Here is a 20778-nt window from a genome sequence, read left to right as displayed (position 1 = left end):
TCAGAATTGGCGGAGTAGTCACAAAAAACTTGGATTGCTTTGAACTTGCGATTCTGATATGTGCTGTCAAGATGGAGCTGGTCATAATGATCTTAATAGCGTAACCGCCAGTACTTGCGTCCATCTTGATGAACCTAAAGATCAAGCCCTTGGCCATCATGAAGTTTACGTATTTTGGCATCTTCAACAACTGAATTCTTGCAGGCTAAGTCTGTCAGTAATTCTTTCAAGGCTATAATAATGCGGTAACTTTGGGTGTGAAAAATAGCTACCACACTTTTTACTGGCTTCTAGCGGATTATTCTGGATTGCTACGAAATGGAGTTTCTTGTAGAGCGGCTTAATTATTATGTATTATGTTTAATGGATTACTTCGGATTCGTACGGAATGGGAGATGGAGGCGGGGGTCGGAATCGAACCGGCGTAGACGGCTTTGCAGGCCGCTGCATGACCACTCTGCCACCCCGCCATGAGTACATAATTTCTATATGCGCTGTAAATCTTACGGAAAAAGCTTGTGAGAGACTACTTGATTTCCGGTTATCAAAAGACATTTCATAAGAACCATTTTTTGTAAAAAATGGAGCGGGAAACGAGGCTCGAACTCGCGACCCCAACCTTGGCAAGGTTGTGCTCTACCACTGAGCTATTCCCGCAATATGAAGTTCCTGTGCGACTTAGATCACTTTGTAAGCAAAGGGTGGATTATAGTGATGCTGTACGTTTTGTCAAGAAATGCCGGTTGATAATTCTTGCTGCAAGTATTGGTCAAATGATGTTTGATGTTACTAGAGAGATGATCGCATTGAATCGATTTAATCTCTCGTTTTATTGCCGCTAATCGTGCAAAATAACTTTCTTGTTTCTTGTAAAATTAATGTCATGATGATTTTGAGATACCGGTGATTTTGTATTTCTTTTGATCAACCAATTGATATTATAGGATTTTTGCTTTCAATTAAATTCTCTATTTCATAGCGTCGCTAAAAGCTATAATTTTCTATCGTTACAGCGTCAATTAGCTTACTTTATGCACTTACTTCCTTATTGGCGTCTTTCCGGTTTTTATTTCTTTTATTTTGCTTTTGTTGGTGCATTTGCACCGTATTGGAGCCTATATCTGCAATCGCTGTCATTTAATGCGCTGCAAATTGGCGTGCTGATGTCATTGCTGCTGGTTACGCGTATTTTTTCCCCGGCTGTTTGGGGCTGGTTGGCAGATCATACTGGCAAGCGTGTTCGAGTAGTTCAGGTTGCCGCTGTCAGTGGCTTTTTAAGCTTCTGCGGATTTTTTTGGGTCGAGTCTTTCGCCTGGATATTTTTTGTCATGCTGTTAATGAGCTTCTTTTGGAGTGCATCTTTGCCATTGATGGAAGCGATTACGCTGTCTCATTTGGGGGATTATACTGACAAATATGGACGTATTCGCTCATGGGGCTCGGTTGGATTTGTTTTTGCAGTGATCGGTATCGGCTATTTCTTGGAAAGTGTGGAGATTGGTTGGTTGCTTTGGATTGTGCTGGCGCTCAAGCTTGGGATTGTGATTTTTTCTTATCAAATTCCTGAAAAGGAAATTATCAATTATGCCACCGGACTTCATTCGGTAAGGCAGATTTGCATGCATCCGGCAGTGATGGCCTTTTTATTCTCCAGTTTCTTGATGTTGTTTGCGCATGGTGCTTACTATACGTTTTTCTCAATTTATTTGGTTGAGCACGGCTATGACAAAGGATTTGTTGGATTATTGTGGGCTGCCGGCGTTGCTTGCGAAATTGCCATTTTTTTTATTATGCCGTGGCTGATGCAGCACTTTAGTTTAAAGCACATTTTAATTTTCAGTTTCGCGTGCGCTATCCTGCGATTTCTGATGATTGGGCAAGGTGTTGAATGGCCGATCATTATTATTCTTGCGCAGGTTTTACATGCAGCGACTTATGGTGCACATCATATTGCGGCGATGATGGCGATCCATCAATTTTTTCAAGGCCGCCATCAAGCGAAAGGTCAGGCGATTTATACCGGTATTGCTTATGGATTGGGAGGGGCTTTGGGATCGGTATTTAGCGGATATACCTGGGATTGGCTAGGTGCGAATGTGACTTTCTTTATCAGCGCTGTTGCAGCGTCAATCGGGTTGATTTTAATCGCATGGAAAATGAAATCGTTCAATAATTAATACAATATAACGTGCTGAGTTTGTTGAATCAGTAAACTTTATGGGATAATTGCGCATTAACCCAATTTTAAATTTGTATGATGCAAACGCTATACGACAAGCTTTGGAACCAACATGTAGTGCATGCTGAATCTGCCGAGCCGGACAGCATGACGTTGATCTATATTGACCGCCATCTGGTGCACGAGGTGACCAGTCCGCAAGCATTTGAAAGTTTGAAGCTGGCTGGAAGGAAACCTTGGCGCCTTGATTCCATTCTTGCGGTTGCGGATCATAACGTGCCGACAACCGATCGTAGTCATGGTATTCATGATCCCATTTCTCGTTTACAAGTCGATACGCTGGATCAGAATTGCGATGAATTGGGGATTACCGAATTTAAGATGCAGGATCTGCGTCAAGGTATTGTGCATGTCATTGGTCCTGAGCAAGGTGCAACATTGCCCGGCATGACGGTTGTTTGTGGCGACTCACACACCAGTACACACGGTGCGTTTGGTTGTTTGGCATTTGGTATCGGCACTTCAGAGGTCGAACATGTATTGGCGACGCAATGTTTATTGATGAAGAAATCCAAAGCTATGCGCATTTCTGTTGATGGCAAATTGGGTCTGGGGATTACCGCTAAGGATATCGCCTTGGCAATCATCGGTGAAATTGGTACTGCGGGTGGAACAGGCTATGCGATTGAATTTTCGGGCAGTGCCATTCGTGCGTTATCCATGGAAGGGCGTATGACGCTGTGTAATATGGCGATTGAAGCCGGTGCGCGCGCCGGTATGGTGGCTGTTGATGATACAACGATCGATTACATCAAAGGACGGCCTTTCGCGCCACAAGGGGAATTATGGGGTAGAGCGGTTGCCTATTGGCGCACACTCCATAGTGATAACGATGCGATCTTTGACCGAACAGTGGTTTTAGATGCTGCGCAAATCAAACCTCAGGTAACCTGGGGAACGTCGCCTGAAATGGTGACGACGATCGATGGTGCGGTGCCCGATCCTGCTCTCATTAGTGATGAAGTGAAGCGCCATGATATGCAACAAGCATTGAATTACATGGGGTTGTACGCAAATACACCGATTCAACAGATTACTCTCGACAAGGTATTCATCGGTTCCTGTACTAATTCGCGTATTGAAGATTTACGTGCAGCTGCGCACGTTGTCAAAGGAAAACATGTTGCGGTTAATATCAAACAAGCGCTGGTTGTGCCTGGTTCGGGCTTGGTTAAGAAACAAGCCGAACAAGAAGGGCTGGATCAAATTTTTCTGGCAGCAGGATTTGAATGGCGCGAACCCGGATGTTCCATGTGTCTAGCTATGAATGATGATCGATTGACAGCCGGTGAACGATGCGCTTCGACCTCGAATCGTAATTTTGAGGGCAGGCAAGGGCCTGGCGGCAGAACGCATCTGGTCAGCCCGGCAATGGCTGCGGCGGCTGCCATCGCCGGACATTTTGTCGATGTGCGTAAGATAGGCGGATAACATATCAATGGAAAAATTTCATACGGTTACTGGTTTGGTGGCGCCACTGGATCGCGCAAATGTCGATACCGATGCCATCATTCCGAAACAATTTCTTAAATCAATCAAGCGCTCGGGTTTCGGTCAAAATTTATTTGATGAGTGGCGCTACCTGGATCACGGGGAACCCGGAATGGATCCGATAAAACGCCAACCGAATCCGGAATTCGTGTTGAATCAACCGCGTTATCAAGGTGCGCAGATATTGCTGGCACGTGCAAATTTTGGTTGCGGATCGAGCCGGGAGCATGCGCCTTGGTCGCTTCAGGATTTTGGTTTTCGAGTCATCATCGCTCCCAGTTTTGCGGACATATTTTTTAACAATTGCTTTAAGATCGGCTTATTGCCGATCATTTTGGATGCGACAGTATTGGATCGTTTGTTTGAAGAAGTAAAATCAACCGCAGGATACTGCCTTACAGTCGATCTGCAGAAACAAACTGTCGTTACGCCTAAAAATGAAGCATTCGGCTTTACTGTCGATGCCTTCCGCAAACATTGTCTGGTGAACGGTTTGGATGAGATTGGTTTGACCTTGCAACATACAGAGAAAATCAAGCAATTTGAACAAAAGAGACGCACTGAGCAGCCTTGGCTGTTCATGTAAATGACATCGCTGAAAGTTAGGATATTATGAAAATTGCTGTTTTAGCAGGCGACGGCATCGGGCCGGAAATTATCGCACAAGCTGTGCGGGTGCTGAATGTTTTAAAAGCAGGTGGCCTAGCTGTTGAATTGGAATATGGATTGATTGGGGGTTGTGCGGTCGATGCAACCGGAGAGCCGTATCCTGAAGCAACGCATCGATTGGCCAGTCAAGCGGATGCGGTTTTGTTAGGCGCTGTGGGCGGTCCGCAATATGATGATTTGCCGCGCCAGCAGCGCCCTGAAAGAGGTTTGCTCGCTATTCGCAAGGCGCTTAATTTGTTTGCCAACTTGCGACCGGCGATACTCTACCCGGAGCTGGCGAATGCCTCCAGCCTGAAATATGACGTAGTTGCCGGCCTCGATATCATGATCGTGCGTGAGCTCACTGGCGATATTTATTTCGGCGAGCCGCGTGGCATTGAACTGCGTGACGGACAACGTGTCGGATTTAATACGATGATATACAGCGAAGCAGAGATACGGCGCATCGCACATGTTGCTTTTAAAGCAGCCAACAAACGGCACGGCAAATTGTGTTCTGTTGATAAAATGAATGTGCTGGAATGTACGCAATTGTGGCGCGATATCGTGATCGAAGTATCAAAAGAGTACCCGCAAGTGATACTCTCGCATATGTTGGTCGATAACGCCGCAATGCAATTGGTACGCAATCCTAAGCAATTTGATGTCATTGTTACCGGAAATATGTTTGGTGATATTTTATCTGATGAGGCCTCGATGTTAACGGGATCCATTGGAATGCTGCCTTCCGCTTCTCTGGATGAAAATAATAAAGGTTTGTACGAGCCGATTCATGGCTCCGCACCGGATATCGCCGGAAAGGATGTGGCTAATCCGCTCGCTACGATATTGTCGGTTGCCATGATGTTACGCTACACGTTTAATCAGGAAGATGCAGCGCAACAGATAGAAAATGCTGTTAAGAAGGTTCTGGCACTAGGTTACAGAACAAAGGATATTGATGAGCCGAATATGAAGTCCGTTGGTACAACAGCGATGGGTGATGCGGTATTATCAATGATGTGAAATGTATTCCGAATAGCGAATTTCATGAAATGATAGAGAATTAAGGTGAATTTCATGTATTAATCATTTGTTATCAATTTGCAAAGTAAGCTAATATTTGTGCGGTGTTTTTTTATTTGATAACCGATTGTCAATTTTAGGATAAGAGAAAAGCAATGAAACAAGTTGGTTTTGTTGGTTGGCGTGGAATGGTCGGCTCCGTGTTAATACAGAGAATGCGCGAAGAAGAAGATTTTTCTTTGATAGATCCTGTTTTTTTTACAACATCTCAGAAAGGTGGCACAGGTCCTGAAATTGGTAAAGAAATTCCACCCTTAATGGATGCCTTTGACATCGCTCAGCTGAACGCAATGGATGTTATTATTTCGTGTCAGGGCGGTGATTATACGAATCAAGTGATTAAACAATTGCGTCAATCCGGATGGCAAGGATACTGGATAGATGCCGCATCAGCGTTACGCATGGAGGATGATGCCGTTATCATACTGGATCCGGTCAATATGCCCGTGATCAAACAAGCATTGCATGATGGCGTGAAAAATTACATTGGTGGCAATTGCACGGTAAGTTTGATGCTGATGGCGGTTGGCGGTCTGTTTGAAAAAGGTATGGTGGACTGGATGAGCGCCATGACCTATCAGGCTGCATCAGGTGCTGGGGCCAAGAACATGCGCGAGTTGTTGCAACAAATGGGTGAAGCCCATAGAGTTGCAAAAGATTTACTGGATGACCCAGCTTCGAATATTCTGGATATTGACCGTGAGGTAGCTGGTACTTTGCGCGATAAGAAATTTCCAACAGAAAATTTTGGCGTGCCATTGGCGGGAAGCCTGATTCCATGGATTGATAAAGAGGTGGCCAATGGGCAGAGTCGTGAAGAATGGAAAGGCCAAGCGGAAACTAATAAAATCCTTGGAAGAAGTGATCGGCAGATACCGGTTGATGGAATCTGCGTACGTGTTGGCGCAATGCGATGCCATAGCCAAGCTTTGACAATAAAATTAAAACAAGATGTACCACTGGATGAAATTGAAGAAATTATCGCCAGTGCTAATGATTGGGTACACGTTGTTCCTAATGAGCGAGGAGCAACTACTTCAAGATTAACACCTACCGCCGTAACCGGGTCGTTATCGATACCGGTAGGTCGCTTACGCAAATTGGCGATGGGCGGGGAATATCTATCAGTTTTTACAGTAGGCGACCAGCTGCTATGGGGAGCTGCGGAGCCATTGCGAAGAATGTTACGTATACTGATTGAACATTGAATGTGTTCACAATCTCCAGTTTTTCAAATTGGTTGGTAGCATGTTATGGGTGATCAAGGGTTTTCTGAAATGAATTAACCTGATTCCAAGCATAATCTCATTATGTGATTATCTTACAATGCTCGCCTGCTGGTATTTATTTTCAAAGAACTAAAGGGGTATCTCAGTGTATAAAACTTCTTTTAGAGTAAGTTTGTTTGTAATCATTCTGATGTTACCTTGGGCCGCTATCCATGCAGCGGGACTCGGTAAATTGACACTCAATTCAGCGTTGGGGCAACCGTTGAGTGCCGAAATCGATATTGTTACCGCCAACCGTGATGAAATTTCATCTCTAAAAGCCAGTATTGCAACTCGAGAAGCTTTTTCTCAAGCCGGCATTAATTACGAGCCTAATTTCTCGACGATTAGAGTTTCGATAGAATCAAGAACAGATGGCAGTCCATTTGTTAAACTTGCTTCGCCTCAGGCTGTTAATGATCCATTTCTAAATATATTGGTGGAATTGAATTGGGCTTCAGGGCGCATATTACGTGAATATGCCGTCTTGCTTGATCCAGTTGAAGCCAATGTACAAGATATCGCTGCACCCAAGGTTAGTCCGAATCCGGTAGCAAATGCAGCTCAGAAAAATGTAGAAAAAGCGCCTGATAGTAAGAGGAATCGACCCGAAAAAAGCTCGTCTAAGCAAGCAAATCGTTCTGCGAATCAAACCAGTGACACCTATGGACCGGTAATTCGGGGAGATACGCTATCGTCGATTGCACGCCAAGTTTTACCCGCGGGTGTCGATCTTAATCAGATGCTGGTGGCACTCTATCGTGCAAACCGTGATGCTTTCATTGCAAACAATATGAATTTACTCAGGGTTGGTGCGGTGCTAAAAATACCTGAAAAAAATGAGGCTGCGGCGATCGATGCATCAACGGCAAGAACTGAAATTAGAATGCAAGTTGCGGATTGGCATAATTATCAAAGCAAAATAGCAGCAATCCATAGTGAATCACCATCTGCCAATATTCAGCAGTCTGATCAAGGGAAGATTACAACAAGTATCGATAAAAAATCGTCTTCAACTCGTGAGTCTGCCAAGGAAGTATTGCGATTATCGAGTGGTGCTCAACCAGCGGATAAAGATGGTCAGATGCCTGAATCCGCTTTAGTAGATCGCCTGCGTATGATGGAAGAAGATGCCATTGCACGAAATCTGGCGTTGAAGGAAGCTAATGAGCGTGTAGCCATGCTGGAGAAGAGTATCGATAATCTGAAACAGTTATTGGAATTGAAAGATTCCGTCTTAGCACAGGCGCAAATAAAAGCAGGTGCTGGCGCCAAGGCTGAGGCCAAGCCGGAAGTGCGCCCGGCAGAGACTGTTAGCGCTATACCTGGAAGCGAAGCTAAACCGGATATCAGTGCTTCGCAAGTACCAGAGCAAGAAGCGCCGCCTGCAAATGAAACAACGATAAAAACAAACGTGGAACCGCAGTCACCGCAAGAAACCGAAGGAGATTCGCTGACCGATCAGATGGTTGGGAATATTGAATACATTGGCGCTGCGACAATTTTAATATTGCTAGCCGTGTTGCTGTATCTTAAAAAACGCCGTAATCAATCGGAAGAAGAAAATGAATTAGATGAAAAGAATACTGATTTTTCTTCCGCGATGAAATCAAGGATGGCCTCAATGGCTGCTGCACAGGCGATGCCTGCGACTGAAATAGATCATACGTTTTCTGAGCATGAAAAGGATGATTTAACCTATGAGAATATGAATTCTCATCCTGAAAGCGAAGGATATGGCGATAGATTTGATAAAGATTCGACTGATTACGAAGAGCATACTGAGCAAATTAAGGAATCCGAGTCAGAAACTAGATTTGCTTCTGAGTTATCGGATGGAAATGAAGTATCGGCCGATGGCGCACAATCAAATCATCCGGCAATCAATCTGAATTTGCAAGAGGATTTTTCAGAAGATAGAGATCAATCAACTGATTTTATTGATAATTATAGTTCTGAAGACTCTGAGAATAAAATCGAATTTGATTTAACGGATGAAGCGAATGAGATTGAGCAAGGTGTAGTTAAAGAACAACCTCTTTCTGCGGTTCATGATGCTGAAGATAAAATTGAATCATCAGATGGTCCTGAAAGCTTACAACAAGAAATTAACGCTTCAGATTATGAGTTAGAGATTGATCTTGACGATTCAAAACATGCTTTGGATCCGATAGATTTTGAAGATAAAGTATCGGAAAAAGACAACTCGATAGCGTTTGAGTCTACGCATTCGGATATCGATCTGGCAGAGAAAGAATCTGCCAATGAAATCGAAATACCTAAAATAAATGCTGAATCCAGATCGGTGGATAATGATTCTAATACATCTGAATTAATGGATGAAGCTTTGGATTTTGATCAGCATCAGGAATCTACAGATAATACCAAGCGGTCGGAACCAGTACCGCATGTACCGGAGCTTGGCTTGGCTGATATTGATCTGGATATCGAAGATTCGGACTCAGTTGACAAGAAAAATCAAGTATCGGATTCAAACGAGAAAAGCGAGCAATGGCAGGAAATTGAAACCAAATTGGACTTGGCGAAGGCTTATCAGGAAATGGACGATAAAGAAGGCGCCAAAGAAATGCTCGAAGAAGTTATTCGTGATGGTGATACAAAGCAAAAGAAAGTGGCAAGAAAATTGTTAAAGAGCTTGTAATAATGAACATTCTCTGCATAGTGACATGGGATATTCAGCAATTTGAAACGACAGTTTTTAATTTGTGCGCGTAGCCCTTGTCCTAGAGTATGATGGCAGCCGCTACTGCGGGTGGCAGAGTCAACCGCAGAGTTGCTCCATCCAAGACGCACTTGAAGCGGCTTTATCTGCGATAGCAAAAGAAAGAATTCGTGTCATTACCGCCGGGCGTACCGATACCGGTGTCCATGCATTGTATCAAGTAGTCCATTTTGACACCTCGGTGCATCGCCCTCTCACTGCATGGGTGCGCGGTGTCAATGCATTTTTGCCCAATGATATTGCTATTTTGTGGGCGACTGAAGTATCAGACAAGTTTCACGCGAGATATAGTGCGGTGGAGCGGCGATATCTGTATTTGTTGCTGAGCCAGCCGGCTAGACCGGGCATCCATCATCATAAGGTCGGGTGGCATCATTTGCCGCTTGCGCTGGAGAGAATGCAATTCGCCGGGAATATTTTAATTGGCGAACATGATTTTTCCGCTTTCCGGGCAGCCGAGTGCCAAGCAAAATCCCCGATACGAACAATGACGCAGTTGCATATCACCCGTCACGGGAATCTTTTCGTTTTTGATTTACGTGCCAATGCATTTTTGCAGCATATGGTAAGAAATATTATCGGTTGCCTTGTTTATATCGGTAAAGGAAAGTATCCTCCTGAATGGATGTATGAATTGCTGGAAAATTGCGATCGAACATACGCAGCACCGACTTTCTCTGCTGCAGGCTTATATCTGGCTGGTGTGAAATATGACGGCGACTGGTGCATGCCGGAATTGGCCGAAGTTCCATTGATTCCGGGCATGTCCTTATATCATTAAGTTTACAGAGAGAATTGTTGGTTATTATGTCAGTGCGCGTGAAAGTATGCGGTATTACACGGTATGAAGATGCAAAGATAGCGGTTCAGTGCGGTGTCGATGCAATCGGTTTTGTCTTCTGGCTGCACAGCGCGCGCTATATTGATCCGGATTCAGCGCACCGGATTGCGGCACATATACCGCCTTTTGTTTGCACTGTCGGTGTTTATGTTGACCCAGATGCCGCTTGGGTGGCAGAGACCACTCGAGTGGCCAAATTAAATCTGCTGCAATTTCATGGTAATGAAACGCCGGAGTTTTGCAGTCAATTTTCCCAACCTTATATTAAGGCGATTAGAGTCAAACAAGATACGGATTTGTTACAATATGCCGAGCGCTATAATACAGCGAGCGGATTATTGCTTGATACGTATGCTGCTGATATGCCCGGCGGTACAGGCCATGCATTTGATTGGCAATTGATTCCACAGCACCTGCCGCTGCCACTTATACTTTCCGGTGGCTTAAATCCGCATAATGTGGCAATGGCAATCAAACAAACCAAACCGTGGGCAGTTGATGTTTCAAGTGGCGTGGAAGCTTCGAAAGGTATTAAAGATGAAGAAAAAATTTTTGCTTTCATGCAAGGAGTTAGACAATCGTGAGTGCTTATGACCTTCCCAGTAAAGATGGCCATTTTGGTCCTTATGGAGGCATTTTTGTTGCTGAAACATTAATTGCTGCGCTGGAAGATTTACAAAAGCAGTATGAACACTATCGTAACGATCCTGATTTTCAGGCAGAGTTTGCTTATGAATTAAAGCACTATGTGGGACGTCCCAGTCCGATCTATCATGCTAAAAGATGGTCTGAACACTTGGGTGGCGCTCAAATACTGTTGAAGCGTGAGGATTTGAACCATACTGGCGCACATAAAATAAACAATACGATCGGGCAAGCGTTGCTTGCACGGCGCATGGGTAAAAAGCGTGTCATTGCAGAAACTGGTGCGGGCCAGCATGGCGTAGCCAGCGCTACGGTAGCGGCACGCTATGGCATGGAATGCGTTGTTTATATGGGCTCTGAAGACGTGAGGCGCCAAGCCACCAATGTCTATCGCATGAAGCTTTTGGGGGCGACCGTCGTGCCGGTGGAATCGGGATCTCGAACATTAAAAGACGCACTGAACGAAGCGATGCGTGACTGGGTTACCAATGTTGAAAGCACTTTTTATATCATTGGAACCGTTGCTGGACCGCATCCCTATCCCATGATGGTGCGGGATTTCCAGGCGATTATTGGAAATGAAGCCAAAGTGCAAATGCAAGAAGATTTTAATCGGCAACCGGATGCGCTGATTGCCTGTGTCGGTGGCGGATCCAATGCAATCGGCTTATTCTATCCGTATATTGATGATGCCAGTGTTCGGTTGATTGGCGTGGAGGCTGCGGGAAAAGGCATTGATACAAATCAACACGCGGCGACCTTGTCGACGGGAAAGCCGGGTATTTTACACGGAAACCGCACCTACCTTATCCAGGATGAAAATGGTCAAATTATTGAAACACATTCAATTTCAGCCGGTCTTGATTATCCCGGGGTGGGACCCGAGCATGCCTGGCTTAAAGATTGTGGGCGCGCTGAATATGTCGCGATCACTGATGATGAAGCACTAGAGGCATTCCATACACTGTGTCGCTATGAAGGTATCATGCCGGCGTTAGAATCAAGTCATGCACTAGCTTATGCTGCCAAATATGCGCCGACCTTGCCTAAAGATAAACTGCTACTGGTTAACCTGTCCGGTCGGGGTGATAAGGATATGGCTACTGTTGCGCAAATGTCCGGCTTAACTCTTTAGTAGCCTAACAGATAATAAATGCTATTTATAATTTAATTTCCTGAAAAGAATCGAGATCGGATAGAGAGATGAGCCTAGATAGTATTAAGAATTTCCTGAATTTTTTTAGTGGACAGGATGATACTAAAAAAATGAATCGTATTGCCAAGACATTCGCCGCATTAAAAAAACAAAACCGCAAGGCGCTCATACCATTTATTACGGCGGGTGATCCTAATCCGGGAATTACCGTACAACTGATGCACCGGCTTGTACAATCGGGTGCTGATATTCTTGAGCTGGGTGTGCCTTTTTCAGATCCGATGGCGGACGGACCAACGATACAAAGATCTTCAGAGCGTGCTTTAAAACATGACGTCAGTCTTAATGATGTATTTGGCATGGTGGCGGAATTTAGGAAAATAGACACGAATACCCCCGTGGTTTTGATGGGCTATGCAAATCCTGTTGAAGCAATGGGTTATGCAGCGTTTGCAATCAAAGCGAAAGAATGTGGCGTCGATGGTGTTTTAATCGTTGATTATCCGCCTGAAGAATCAGGCAAGTGGGTGCAATGTCTGGATCAACAGGAGATTGATGCAATTTTTTTACTGTCTCCCACAACGCCTCAACAGCGTATTGAGCATGTAGCGAAAATGGCCAAAGGCTATATTTATTATGTTTCATTAAAAGGAGTAACGGGTGCATCACATCTTGATCTTCAAGAGGTGAGTACAATGTTGGCGCAGCTGCGCAATTATATTTCATTACCGATTGGTGTCGGATTCGGTATTCGCGATGGCGCAACTGCCAAAGCAGTGGCTGGTTTGGCGGATGCGGTAGTAGTTGGCAGCCGTATCATTGAAGAAATTGAAAGATCTCCTGATGCAGAACTGTTGGATAATGTTGGAAACTTGCTGAACTCGCTACGTAAAGCTATCGATGGCAACGAAAGTAATACTCAACCCACAGCTTAGGAAGCAACACTTATGAGTTGGTTTCAGAATATCATTCCGCCAAAAATTAAAAGAAAAGAAGCCGGTGAAAAGAAAATAGTGCCGGAAGGCTTGTGGAGTAAATGCAGCACTTGCGAAGCTGTTCTATATTATACGGATTTGGCCAAGAACCTGAACGTCTGCCCGAAATGTGGTTTTCATAATCGTATTTCTGCAAGAAGTCGCCTTGATCAATTGCTTGATCCCAAAGATCGACGTGAGATTGGTGCCGAAGTGATTGCCACTGATGTGTTGAAATTCAAAGATAGCAAGCGTTACGTGGATCGCTTGACGCAAGCAAAAGAAAGTACTGATGAAAGCGATTCTTTGGTGGTCATGCAAGGAACTATCAAGACAATTCCTGTCGTTGCTGCAGTGTTTGAATTTGGTTTTATGGGCGGTTCCATGGGTTCTGTGGTGGGCGAGCGTTTTATACGTGGTGTTAAAGCCTGTATTGACCAGCATTTGCCTTTCGTTTGCTTTAGCGCCAGCGGTGGTGCACGCATGCAAGAAGGTTTGTTTTCACTGATGCAAATGGCTAAAACAACCGCTGCTTTGACACAATTAAGCCATAACAAATTGCCTTTTATATCGGTTTTGACGGATCCAACGATGGGCGGTGTTTCAGCGAGTTTTGCTTTTATTGGCGATGTAGTCATCGCGGAACCTGGTGCACTGATTGGTTTTGCCGGTCCGCGCGTTATTGAACAGACAGTCCGGCAAACGCTTCCGGAAGGTTTCCAGCGTGCTGAGTTTCTATTGCAGCATGGCGCGATCGATATGATCGTAGATCGACGGCAAATGCGCGATAAAATCGTTAATCTTTGTACGCAATTGATGCGTATTCCTGCACCTGCATCTTAGTTCCAATATTAAATTACCTAACATTTTTTTGCCATTTATCAATGAGTAATCATTCATATTAAATGGATGCACCAACTAGAGAACCTGATTCGCTCGCTGATTGGTTGGTTTATCTTGAAGCGCTTCACCCAAAAACCATCGAAATGGGATTGGAACGTGTGAATCAAGTTCGATTGGCACTTGGATTAATGCCCGAATTTCCGATCATCATGGTGGGAGGTACCAATGGTAAAGGTTCGGTTTGCACAATGTTGGAATCGATACTCCATTGTGCTGGCTATACAGTAGGTTGTTATACTTCACCGCATTTACTGCGCTATAACGAGCGCATCCGGATTGATAAAAAAGAAATTGACGATAAAACGCTCTGCCATGCATTTGAGCGAATAGATGCTGCTAGAAAAGATTGTCATACGTCATTAACTTTTTTTGAATTTGGTACCCTGGCTGCTGTGGATTTGTTTGTTCAGGCGCGTGTTGATGTGGCGATTTTAGAAGTTGGTCTGGGCGGTCGCCTCGATGCTGTGAATATTTTTGATGCTGATTGCGCAATTTTAACCAGCATTGACCTTGATCATGTTGATTATCTTGGAGATACGCGAGAAAAAATAGGTTTTGAGAAAGCTGCAATTTTTAGAAAAGATAAACCGGCGATTTGTGCGGAAATTGATTTGCCGGACTCTGTTCATCAGCAGATTGAGAATACCGGTGCCAATTTTTTTCAATTTACGAAACAATTTGGTTTTTCAAAACAAGATGCACAGTGGAATTTCTGGGGGCCGAAGGGGTGGCGGCATTCTTTACCTTTCCCTGCCTTACGCGGTGAGAAACAATTGCAGAATGCGAGTACCTGTCTGACCGCATTGGATACGCTGCATGAATTATTGCCTGTCAGCATGCAGGATGTGCGTCAGGGCTTAATTGAAGCGGTTATACCTGGCAGATTTCAGATGGTTTCAACGCAACCGATGATCATTCTGGACGTGGCACATAATCCCAGCGCGGCTTCAGTTTTGTCTAAAAATTTGGCCGCTACGAAGCCGATTGGGCGGACTTATGCGGTATTTGCCATGCTGCAAGATAAAGATATTCATGGTGTTATTCAGCAATTAAAAAATGATATTGATTGCTGGCTGGTATCAACGCCCCATTCTTCGCGCGCCGCTACAGCAGATTATTTGATCAATGAGCTTCATAAAGCGGGCATTTCAAGTGATGAATGGCACGTTCATCAATTTCCAGATTGTGTGACGGCGTTTGTTTTTGCCTGTGAACAAGCGACTAAAAATGATAGAATTTGCGTATTTGGATCTTTCTATACGGTGAGTGACGTGTTGCGGTACGTGAACACGCTTTGAGTAAGCGATAATCGGATATTTCAAATGACTAAAAATATCAGTGAAGAAGAACTGCTACTAAGAAAACGGGCCAGACGGCGCTTGGTTGGTGCAATTGTTTTAGTAATCTTCTCTGTAATTGTGCTGCCAATCATCTTTGATGAGCCTAAACTTGAAAATGAGCAGCATGAAATTGCGATTAATTTACCAACACCGAGTAAAAATGCCAGAACGAATGCTGTATTGCCACCAAAAGAAGAGCTAACCGGACATGAAACGTCCGAGTTTGGCTCTTCATCTGAATTACAAGATAAATCTAAAGTTAACCAGTCGGACATTGAAGAAACAACAGAATTGCTGGGCGTGCGAAAACGTACACCGATTCCTGGCATTAAGCCGAAGATTGATAACAGACATTTAGCTGAAACTAAAAGCACACCTGTGGCTGTAAATACTGCGAGCACAAGCACCGCAACCGGTGCCGACACAACAGCAACTGCAGATGTATCAAAAGGTTTTGTGATACAGCTTGGTGCATTTTCTGATCAATTAAAAGCTAAGCAACAGGTTGAGAATTTGATATTCAACGGATTCAAAGCATATACCGAAACACTTAAAACCGGTAATGCTGAAGTAACGCGTGTACGAATTGGATCATTTGCGACTCGTAATATTGCTGAAAATGAATTAAAAAAGTTAAAAAAACTTGGATTTGATGGCGTCATCACTTCCAAATAGATATTGCTAATTAAATAATGACCGTTTTTGATTACATCATTTTCGGAATTTTTCTTGTATCAATTGTTTTAAGTATTATCAGAGGATTTGTTCGGGAAACGCTATCTGTAGCAGGTTGGGTAGTGGCGTTTATAGTTGCGGGAGCCTACGCTCCTTATTTTGAGCAATTTCTTCCTGCTGAAATCGCTGAGGAGACATTAAGATTCTCACTTGCATTTGTTTTGGCATTTCTTTCGGTATTACTTGTAACGGCTTTGATAACAATGTTGCTGTCCGCATTGATTAAAGGCATCGGACTAGGATTTATAGATCGGTTACTGGGTTCTGTATTTGGTTTCTTAAGGGCGCTGATTATTGTAACGGTAATAGTTTTACTGGCGGGACTTACGACTATTCCCAATCAGACTTTCTGGCAACAAGCCGTTTTAAGTCGACCCCTGGAAACGATAGCAATGGAGGTTTTGCCCTGGCTACCTAATGAGCTATCAAAACGTATTAGTTACGAAAGAAAATAAGATTTTCAATATCATTAATTATTAGAAAGTTTTAAATATATTTGCTTGTAGAATACTATTTTCTATAAAGCGTTTTTATTTTTTGTCTTGGATTTCATGCTTAGGCTGAAGAGAGCAGAATTTACGGAGTATTTCTATGTGTGGAATTCTCGGCATCGTTGCACAATCACCAGCTAATCAATTGCTTTATGATGGCCTGCTAATGCTGCAACATCGTGGGCAGGATGCGAGCGGTATAGTGACCGCACAAGGTAATACTTTTCATATGCATAAAGGGTGTGGTTTGGTGCGTGATGTGTTTCGTACAAGAAATATGCGCGCGCTTGTCGGCAATATGGGCATCGGCCATGTTCGTTATCCTACCGCAGGTTCTGCAAGTTCCTCCGCCGAGGCGCAGCCTTTTTATGTGAATTCACCTTTTGGTATTGTATTAGGTCACAATGGAAATTTAACGAATGCTGAGCAACTGAGTCAAGAATTGTTCAGGACTGATCTGAGGCATGTCAATACCAACTCAGATTCTGAAGTATTGTTGAATGTTCTGGCGCATGAATTACAGGCGAGTGCGCGTAACTATCAACTTGATCCTGAAACGATTTTTACTGCTGTGGCCGGCGTGCATAAACGATGCAGAGGCGCTTACTCTGTGATCGCAATGATTGCTGGCTATGGGTTACTGGCTTTTCGTGATCCTTATGGAATACGGCCTTTAGTATTCGGTAGTATTCAAAATGAGTTGGGTGATGAATATTTAATTGCTTCAGAAAGTGTCGCCTTGGATACATTAGGTTTCAAGCTTATTCGTGATGTAGCGCCGGGTGAAGCAATTTTCATTGATGAAGCGGGAAATTTCTACAGCAAGCAATGCGCAACAAAACACTCGTTGAATCCCTGTATTTTTGAATACGTATATCTAGCCCGCCCTGACTCAGTCATTGATGGTATTTCTGTATATGAGACGCGATTGAATATGGGCGAGCATCTCGCTGAGAAGATTAAGCAATCAATGCATCACCTCGATATCGATGTCGTTATTCCAATACCGGATTCAAGTCGCCCCAGCGCTTTGCAACTTGCTAATCAATTAGGCGTTAATTTTCGGGAAGGCTTTGTTAAGAATCGCTATGTCGGTCGTACTTTTATTATGCCGGGTCAGCAGCAACGACGTAAATCGGTACGGCAAAAATTAAATGCGATGAGTATTGAGTTTCGTGGTAAAAACGTGTTACTGGTTGATGATTCAATTGTACGTGGTACTACCAGCCGAGAAATTGTTCAGATGGCCCGCGAAGCAGGCGCAAATAAAATTTATTTTGCGTCCGCGGCACCACCCGTTAGGTATCCTAATGTGTATGGTATTGATATGCCCACACGCCAAGAATTGATTGCAACAGACCGCAATACCGAGGAAATCTGTCGCGAAATTGATGCGGATTATCTTGTTTTTCAAGACTTAGATGCACTTAATCACGCTGTTTCAAAAATGTCACCGTCTATCAAAAATTTCGAAACTTCTTGTTTCGATGGAAATTACATTACCGGTGATGTGACCGCTGAATACTTACGTGCCATTGAGTTACAACGCAATGCGCATTCTTCTTTAGGGCAATCCAGATCGAATACGCAACTTGATTTAAGTTTAGTTATTTCTGATTAATTCTAACTGGAAATAATTTGATCAGTAGTAATGAAATAGCACAAGATTTCACAATTCAAAAATTTTAGTTATCGCTGAGACCTAATCAATATGTCAGATCATCTGCAGCCAGAAACACTTGCACTTCATACCGGTATTCATCGCAGTCAATTTAATGAACATTCTGAGGCGATGTATTTAACTTCAAGCTTTGTGTTTGATAGTGCCGCCCAAGCAGCAGCTCGTTTTTCTGGAAATGAACCTGGTAATATTTATTCCCGATTTACTAATCCAACAGTAACCGCATTTGAAGAGCGGCTTGCCGTATTCGAAGGCGCGGAAACATGTATAGCCACTTCTTCCGGTATGTCGGCAATACTTGCTTGCGTCATGGGGTTATTGTCTGCAGGCGATCATATTGTGGCTTCTCGTAGTTTATTCGGTGCGACGGTAAATTTATTCAATAACATATTAAAGAGATTTGATATTGAGACAACATTTGTATCGGCTACCGATGTTAATTCATGGGAAGCTGCTGTAAGACCAAGCACCAAGCTCTTTTTCCTGGAAACACCTTCCAATCCATTGACGGAAATTTCCGATATTGTCGAATTATCAAAAATTGCTAAGAAGGCAAATAGTTGGTTAGTCGTGGATAATTGTTTCTGTACACCCGTCCTGCAGAAACCGCTTGAGTTGGGAGCTGATATCGTTATTCATTCCGCGACGAAATATCTCGATGGACAAGGTAGGGTACTGGGAGGAGCCGTACTGGGTAATAAGGACTTGCTGATGGATGGCGGTATATATGGATTTTTGCGTACAGCGGGGCCAACACTGAGCGCATTCAATGCCTGGGTTATATTGAAAGGTCTCGAAACACTTAAAATACGTGTGGAGACACACTCGGCGCACGCGCTGCAAATGGCGCAATGGCTTGAATCCCAACCGAATGTGACACGCGTATTTTACCCGGGGTTGATTTCGCATCCGCAACATGAGTTGGCAAAACGTCAACAGAAATCAGGTGGAGGAATTGTTACGTTTGAAGTGAAGGGTGGTAGAGACGCAGCTTGGCGCGTTGTTGATTCTACCCGTTTGATTTCGATAACCGCCAATCTGGGGGATGCCAAAAGTACATTGACCCATCCCGCAACAACAACCCATGCGCGTATCAGTCAAGAAGCACGCGACGCTGCGGGTATATCTGATGGATTGCTACGTATTGCAGTAGGATTAGAAGCAGTGCAAGATCTTCAAGCTGATTTGGCACGTGGGCTATCGTAACCTTGAATCTCTAGAGAGCTAGCTTGTTGAAAAACGTTTTCAGGAGCACGAGCCGCCGATGCCACGCAAAAACAGATGAGAAAGCACAGTTTATGCGTGATCAATGAGCAGTTTTGAACACCGTAGCGGTTAACACAAATAGTTTTTCAGTGGTTTGCTAGATAACTTCAGCTTTCTGGATGATGATATCGTCAAGCGGAACGTTCTGATGGCCCGCATGATCTCCGGTTTTGACCTTCTTGATTTTATCGATTACATCCTGGCCTTCAATTACTTTTCCAAATACGCAATAGCCATAGCCTTGTGGGGATGATGATTTGTAATTTAAGAAACCATTGTTGGTTACATTAATGAAAAATTGTGCTGTTGCTGAGTGCACATCTGCAGTACGCGCCATTGCGATAGTATAGGCATCGTTTTTTAGCCCATTAGCAGCTTCATTTTGTATGGGTGACTGCGCTTTCTTTTGCTTCATTCCCGGCTCAAACCCGCCACCTTGAATCATAAAGTCGTCAATAACGCGATGGAACAGTGTGTTGTCATAAAATCCATTGGTTACGTAGTTTAGAAAATTCTGTACAGTTTCAGGTGCTTTGTCGCTATCGAGTTCAAGTGTAATTGTCCCCAAATTGGTTTGTAATCTAACCATATCAATCCTTTTATTAATTTGTGATGCTCTTTATTGTGAATTTTTCTCAAGAACAGGTAATTGAATCATATCTTCTATGATTATGCTGGTTTTAGGCACATCACCTGGAAATGGACCACCGGAACCAGTTGGTATTGATGCAATTTTTTGTACAATATCAATGCCACTGATCACTTTACCAAATACAGTATAGCCATACCCACTCTGATTGGAGGTTTTGTAGTTAAGGAATCCGTTATTTGCAACATTGATAAAAAACTGTGCAGTTGCGGAATGTGGATCGGCTGTACGCGCCATCGCAATGGTTCCAACTTCATTCTTTAAACCGTTAGCCGCTTCATTTTGTATGGGTGATCGAGTAGGCTTTTGACTAAAAGTAGTATCAAACCCGCCACCTTGGATCATGAAATTCGGAATTACACGGTGAAATATCGTGTTTTTATAATATCCGCTGTCAACATAATGTAAGAAATTCTCTACGGTTTTAGGCGCTTTATCCGGATAAAGCTCGAAAACTACATTGCCAATATTTGTTTTCATCTCGACGGTTATTATATTGGCTGCAGCAATATTTAAGCTGACTGAAGTTAAAAATAGAAAAATCACAAACTGGCGCAATCGTGTGAGCATATTTGGTCCTGTTGGGTGTGTAGTGGGGATGAGAGTTTCGTTCTGGCAGTAT

General features: G+C 43.7%; 18 protein-coding genes and 2 tRNA genes. 16 read left to right on the top strand and 4 right to left on the bottom strand.

Annotated features, from left to right (window positions below; translation table 11 throughout):
• Positions 1–396 precede the first annotated feature (396 nt).
• Positions 397–470: transfer RNA gene (locus C8R34_RS00945), tRNA-Cys, on the bottom strand.
• A gap of 112 nt (positions 471–582) precedes the next feature.
• Positions 583–657, bottom strand: a tRNA-Gly gene (locus tag C8R34_RS00940).
• Positions 658–1031: 374 nt separating this feature from the next.
• Here C8R34_RS00940 and C8R34_RS00935 point away from each other — a divergent pair.
• The 16 genes from C8R34_RS00935 to C8R34_RS00860 all read left to right on the top strand — a co-directional run bounded on the left by C8R34_RS00935 (position 1032) and on the right by C8R34_RS00860 (position 19447).
• Complete coding sequence (locus tag C8R34_RS00935) at positions 1032–2177, top strand: MFS transporter (protein WP_110336935.1); 1146 nt, start codon at positions 1032–1034, stop codon at positions 2175–2177.
• Positions 2178–2257: 80 nt separating this feature from the next.
• Positions 2258–3670, top strand: a complete 1413-nt coding sequence (gene leuC, locus C8R34_RS00930; RefSeq protein WP_110337136.1) for a 3-isopropylmalate dehydratase large subunit — start codon at positions 2258–2260, stop codon at positions 3668–3670.
• Positions 3671–3677: 7 nt separating this feature from the next.
• Complete coding sequence (gene leuD / locus C8R34_RS00925) at positions 3678–4316, top strand: 3-isopropylmalate dehydratase small subunit (protein WP_110336933.1); 639 nt, start codon at positions 3678–3680, stop codon at positions 4314–4316.
• 26 nt (positions 4317–4342) lie between these two features.
• Positions 4343–5404, top strand: coding sequence for a 3-isopropylmalate dehydrogenase (gene leuB, locus C8R34_RS00920; RefSeq protein WP_110336931.1), 1062 nt, complete (start codon positions 4343–4345; stop codon positions 5402–5404).
• 155 nt (positions 5405–5559) lie between these two features.
• Complete coding sequence (asd, locus tag C8R34_RS00915) at positions 5560–6672, top strand: aspartate-semialdehyde dehydrogenase (protein WP_110336929.1); 1113 nt, start codon at positions 5560–5562, stop codon at positions 6670–6672.
• Positions 6673–6865: 193 nt separating this feature from the next.
• Positions 6866–9394 (top strand): FimV/HubP family polar landmark protein, encoded by a 2529-nt coding sequence (locus tag C8R34_RS00910; protein WP_258364292.1) that lies wholly within the window; start codon positions 6866–6868, stop codon positions 9392–9394.
• Positions 9395–9458: 64 nt separating this feature from the next.
• Positions 9459–10256, top strand: a complete 798-nt coding sequence (gene truA / locus C8R34_RS00905; RefSeq protein WP_110336925.1) for a tRNA pseudouridine(38-40) synthase TruA — start codon at positions 9459–9461, stop codon at positions 10254–10256.
• Positions 10257–10282: 26 nt separating this feature from the next.
• On the top strand, positions 10283–10900 hold the full coding sequence (locus tag C8R34_RS00900; protein WP_110336923.1) for a phosphoribosylanthranilate isomerase: 618 nt from the start codon (positions 10283–10285) through the stop codon (positions 10898–10900).
• Positions 10897–12096, top strand: a complete 1200-nt coding sequence (trpB, locus tag C8R34_RS00895) for a tryptophan synthase subunit beta (RefSeq protein ID WP_110336921.1) — start codon at positions 10897–10899, stop codon at positions 12094–12096. Before C8R34_RS00900 ends, trpB begins: the two co-directional genes overlap by 4 nt.
• 131 nt (positions 12097–12227) lie before the next feature.
• On the top strand, positions 12228–13052 hold the full coding sequence (gene trpA / locus C8R34_RS00890) for a tryptophan synthase subunit alpha (protein ID WP_110337134.1): 825 nt from the start codon (positions 12228–12230) through the stop codon (positions 13050–13052).
• Between the two features lie 12 nt (positions 13053–13064).
• The gene (gene accD, locus C8R34_RS00885; protein ID WP_110336919.1) at positions 13065–13934 is read left to right on the top strand and encodes an acetyl-CoA carboxylase, carboxyltransferase subunit beta; all 870 of its coding nucleotides are present in this window, start codon (positions 13065–13067) and stop codon (positions 13932–13934) included.
• A gap of 62 nt (positions 13935–13996) precedes the next feature.
• Positions 13997–15292 (top strand): bifunctional tetrahydrofolate synthase/dihydrofolate synthase, encoded by a 1296-nt coding sequence (gene folC, locus C8R34_RS00880; RefSeq protein WP_110336917.1) that lies wholly within the window; start codon positions 13997–13999, stop codon positions 15290–15292.
• Between the two features lie 24 nt (positions 15293–15316).
• Positions 15317–16009 (top strand): SPOR domain-containing protein, encoded by a 693-nt coding sequence (locus tag C8R34_RS00875; protein ID WP_110336915.1) that lies wholly within the window; start codon positions 15317–15319, stop codon positions 16007–16009.
• 17 nt (positions 16010–16026) lie between these two features.
• On the top strand, positions 16027–16524 hold the full coding sequence (locus C8R34_RS00870) for a CvpA family protein (protein ID WP_110336913.1): 498 nt from the start codon (positions 16027–16029) through the stop codon (positions 16522–16524).
• Positions 16525–16660: 136 nt separating this feature from the next.
• Positions 16661–18181 carry an amidophosphoribosyltransferase gene (purF, locus tag C8R34_RS00865; RefSeq protein WP_110336911.1) on the top strand — a complete coding sequence of 507 codons (1521 nt, stop codon included), beginning with the start codon at positions 16661–16663 and terminating at the stop codon, positions 18179–18181.
• Between the two features lie 90 nt (positions 18182–18271).
• Positions 18272–19447, top strand: a complete 1176-nt coding sequence (locus C8R34_RS00860; RefSeq protein ID WP_110336909.1) for an O-succinylhomoserine sulfhydrylase — start codon at positions 18272–18274, stop codon at positions 19445–19447.
• 157 nt (positions 19448–19604) lie between these two features.
• Here C8R34_RS00860 and C8R34_RS00855 read toward each other — a convergent pair whose 3' ends face one another.
• The gene (locus C8R34_RS00855; RefSeq protein ID WP_110336907.1) at positions 19605–20096 is read right to left on the bottom strand and encodes a peptidylprolyl isomerase; all 492 of its coding nucleotides are present in this window, start codon (positions 20094–20096) and stop codon (positions 19605–19607) included.
• Between the two features lie 30 nt (positions 20097–20126).
• Positions 20127–20726, bottom strand: a complete 600-nt coding sequence (locus tag C8R34_RS00850) for a peptidylprolyl isomerase (protein WP_110336905.1) — start codon at positions 20724–20726, stop codon at positions 20127–20129.
• Between the last annotated feature and the right edge of the window lie 52 nt (positions 20727–20778).

Source organism: Nitrosomonas sp. Nm84 (assembly GCF_003201565.1).
In the GTDB taxonomy this organism is placed as follows: Bacteria; Pseudomonadota; Gammaproteobacteria; order Burkholderiales; family Nitrosomonadaceae; genus Nitrosomonas.
Note: the sequence above shows the minus strand (reverse complement) of the source record. Positions and strands in the feature narration are given on the sequence as shown.

Excerpts from the sequence above, each read along its gene's own strand:
- C8R34_RS00855 (WP_110336907.1), bottom strand. The coding sequence starts at position 20,096 with ATGGTTAGATTACAAACCAATTTGGGGACAATTACACTTGAACTCGAT.
- C8R34_RS00860 (WP_110336909.1), top strand. The coding sequence starts at position 18,272 with ATGTCAGATCATCTGCAGCCAGAAACACTTGCACTTCATACCGGTATT.
- asd (WP_110336929.1), top strand. The coding sequence starts at position 5,560 with ATGAAACAAGTTGGTTTTGTTGGTTGGCGTGGAATGGTCGGCTCCGTG.
- leuD (WP_110336933.1), top strand. The coding sequence starts at position 3,678 with ATGGAAAAATTTCATACGGTTACTGGTTTGGTGGCGCCACTGGATCGC.
- purF (WP_110336911.1), top strand. The coding sequence starts at position 16,661 with ATGTGTGGAATTCTCGGCATCGTTGCACAATCACCAGCTAATCAATTG.
- accD (WP_110336919.1), top strand. The coding sequence starts at position 13,065 with ATGAGTTGGTTTCAGAATATCATTCCGCCAAAAATTAAAAGAAAAGAA.
- trpA (WP_110337134.1), top strand. The coding sequence starts at position 12,228 with ATGAATCGTATTGCCAAGACATTCGCCGCATTAAAAAAACAAAACCGC.
- C8R34_RS00870 (WP_110336913.1), top strand. The coding sequence starts at position 16,027 with ATGACCGTTTTTGATTACATCATTTTCGGAATTTTTCTTGTATCAATT.
- leuC (WP_110337136.1), top strand. The coding sequence starts at position 2,258 with ATGCAAACGCTATACGACAAGCTTTGGAACCAACATGTAGTGCATGCT.
- C8R34_RS00850 (WP_110336905.1), bottom strand. The coding sequence starts at position 20,726 with ATGCTCACACGATTGCGCCAGTTTGTGATTTTTCTATTTTTAACTTCA.
- C8R34_RS00875 (WP_110336915.1), top strand. The coding sequence starts at position 15,317 with ATGACTAAAAATATCAGTGAAGAAGAACTGCTACTAAGAAAACGGGCC.
- folC (WP_110336917.1), top strand. The coding sequence starts at position 13,997 with ATGGATGCACCAACTAGAGAACCTGATTCGCTCGCTGATTGGTTGGTT.
- leuB (WP_110336931.1), top strand. The coding sequence starts at position 4,343 with ATGAAAATTGCTGTTTTAGCAGGCGACGGCATCGGGCCGGAAATTATC.
- C8R34_RS00900 (WP_110336923.1), top strand. The coding sequence starts at position 10,283 with ATGTCAGTGCGCGTGAAAGTATGCGGTATTACACGGTATGAAGATGCA.
- C8R34_RS00935 (WP_110336935.1), top strand. The coding sequence starts at position 1,032 with ATGCACTTACTTCCTTATTGGCGTCTTTCCGGTTTTTATTTCTTTTAT.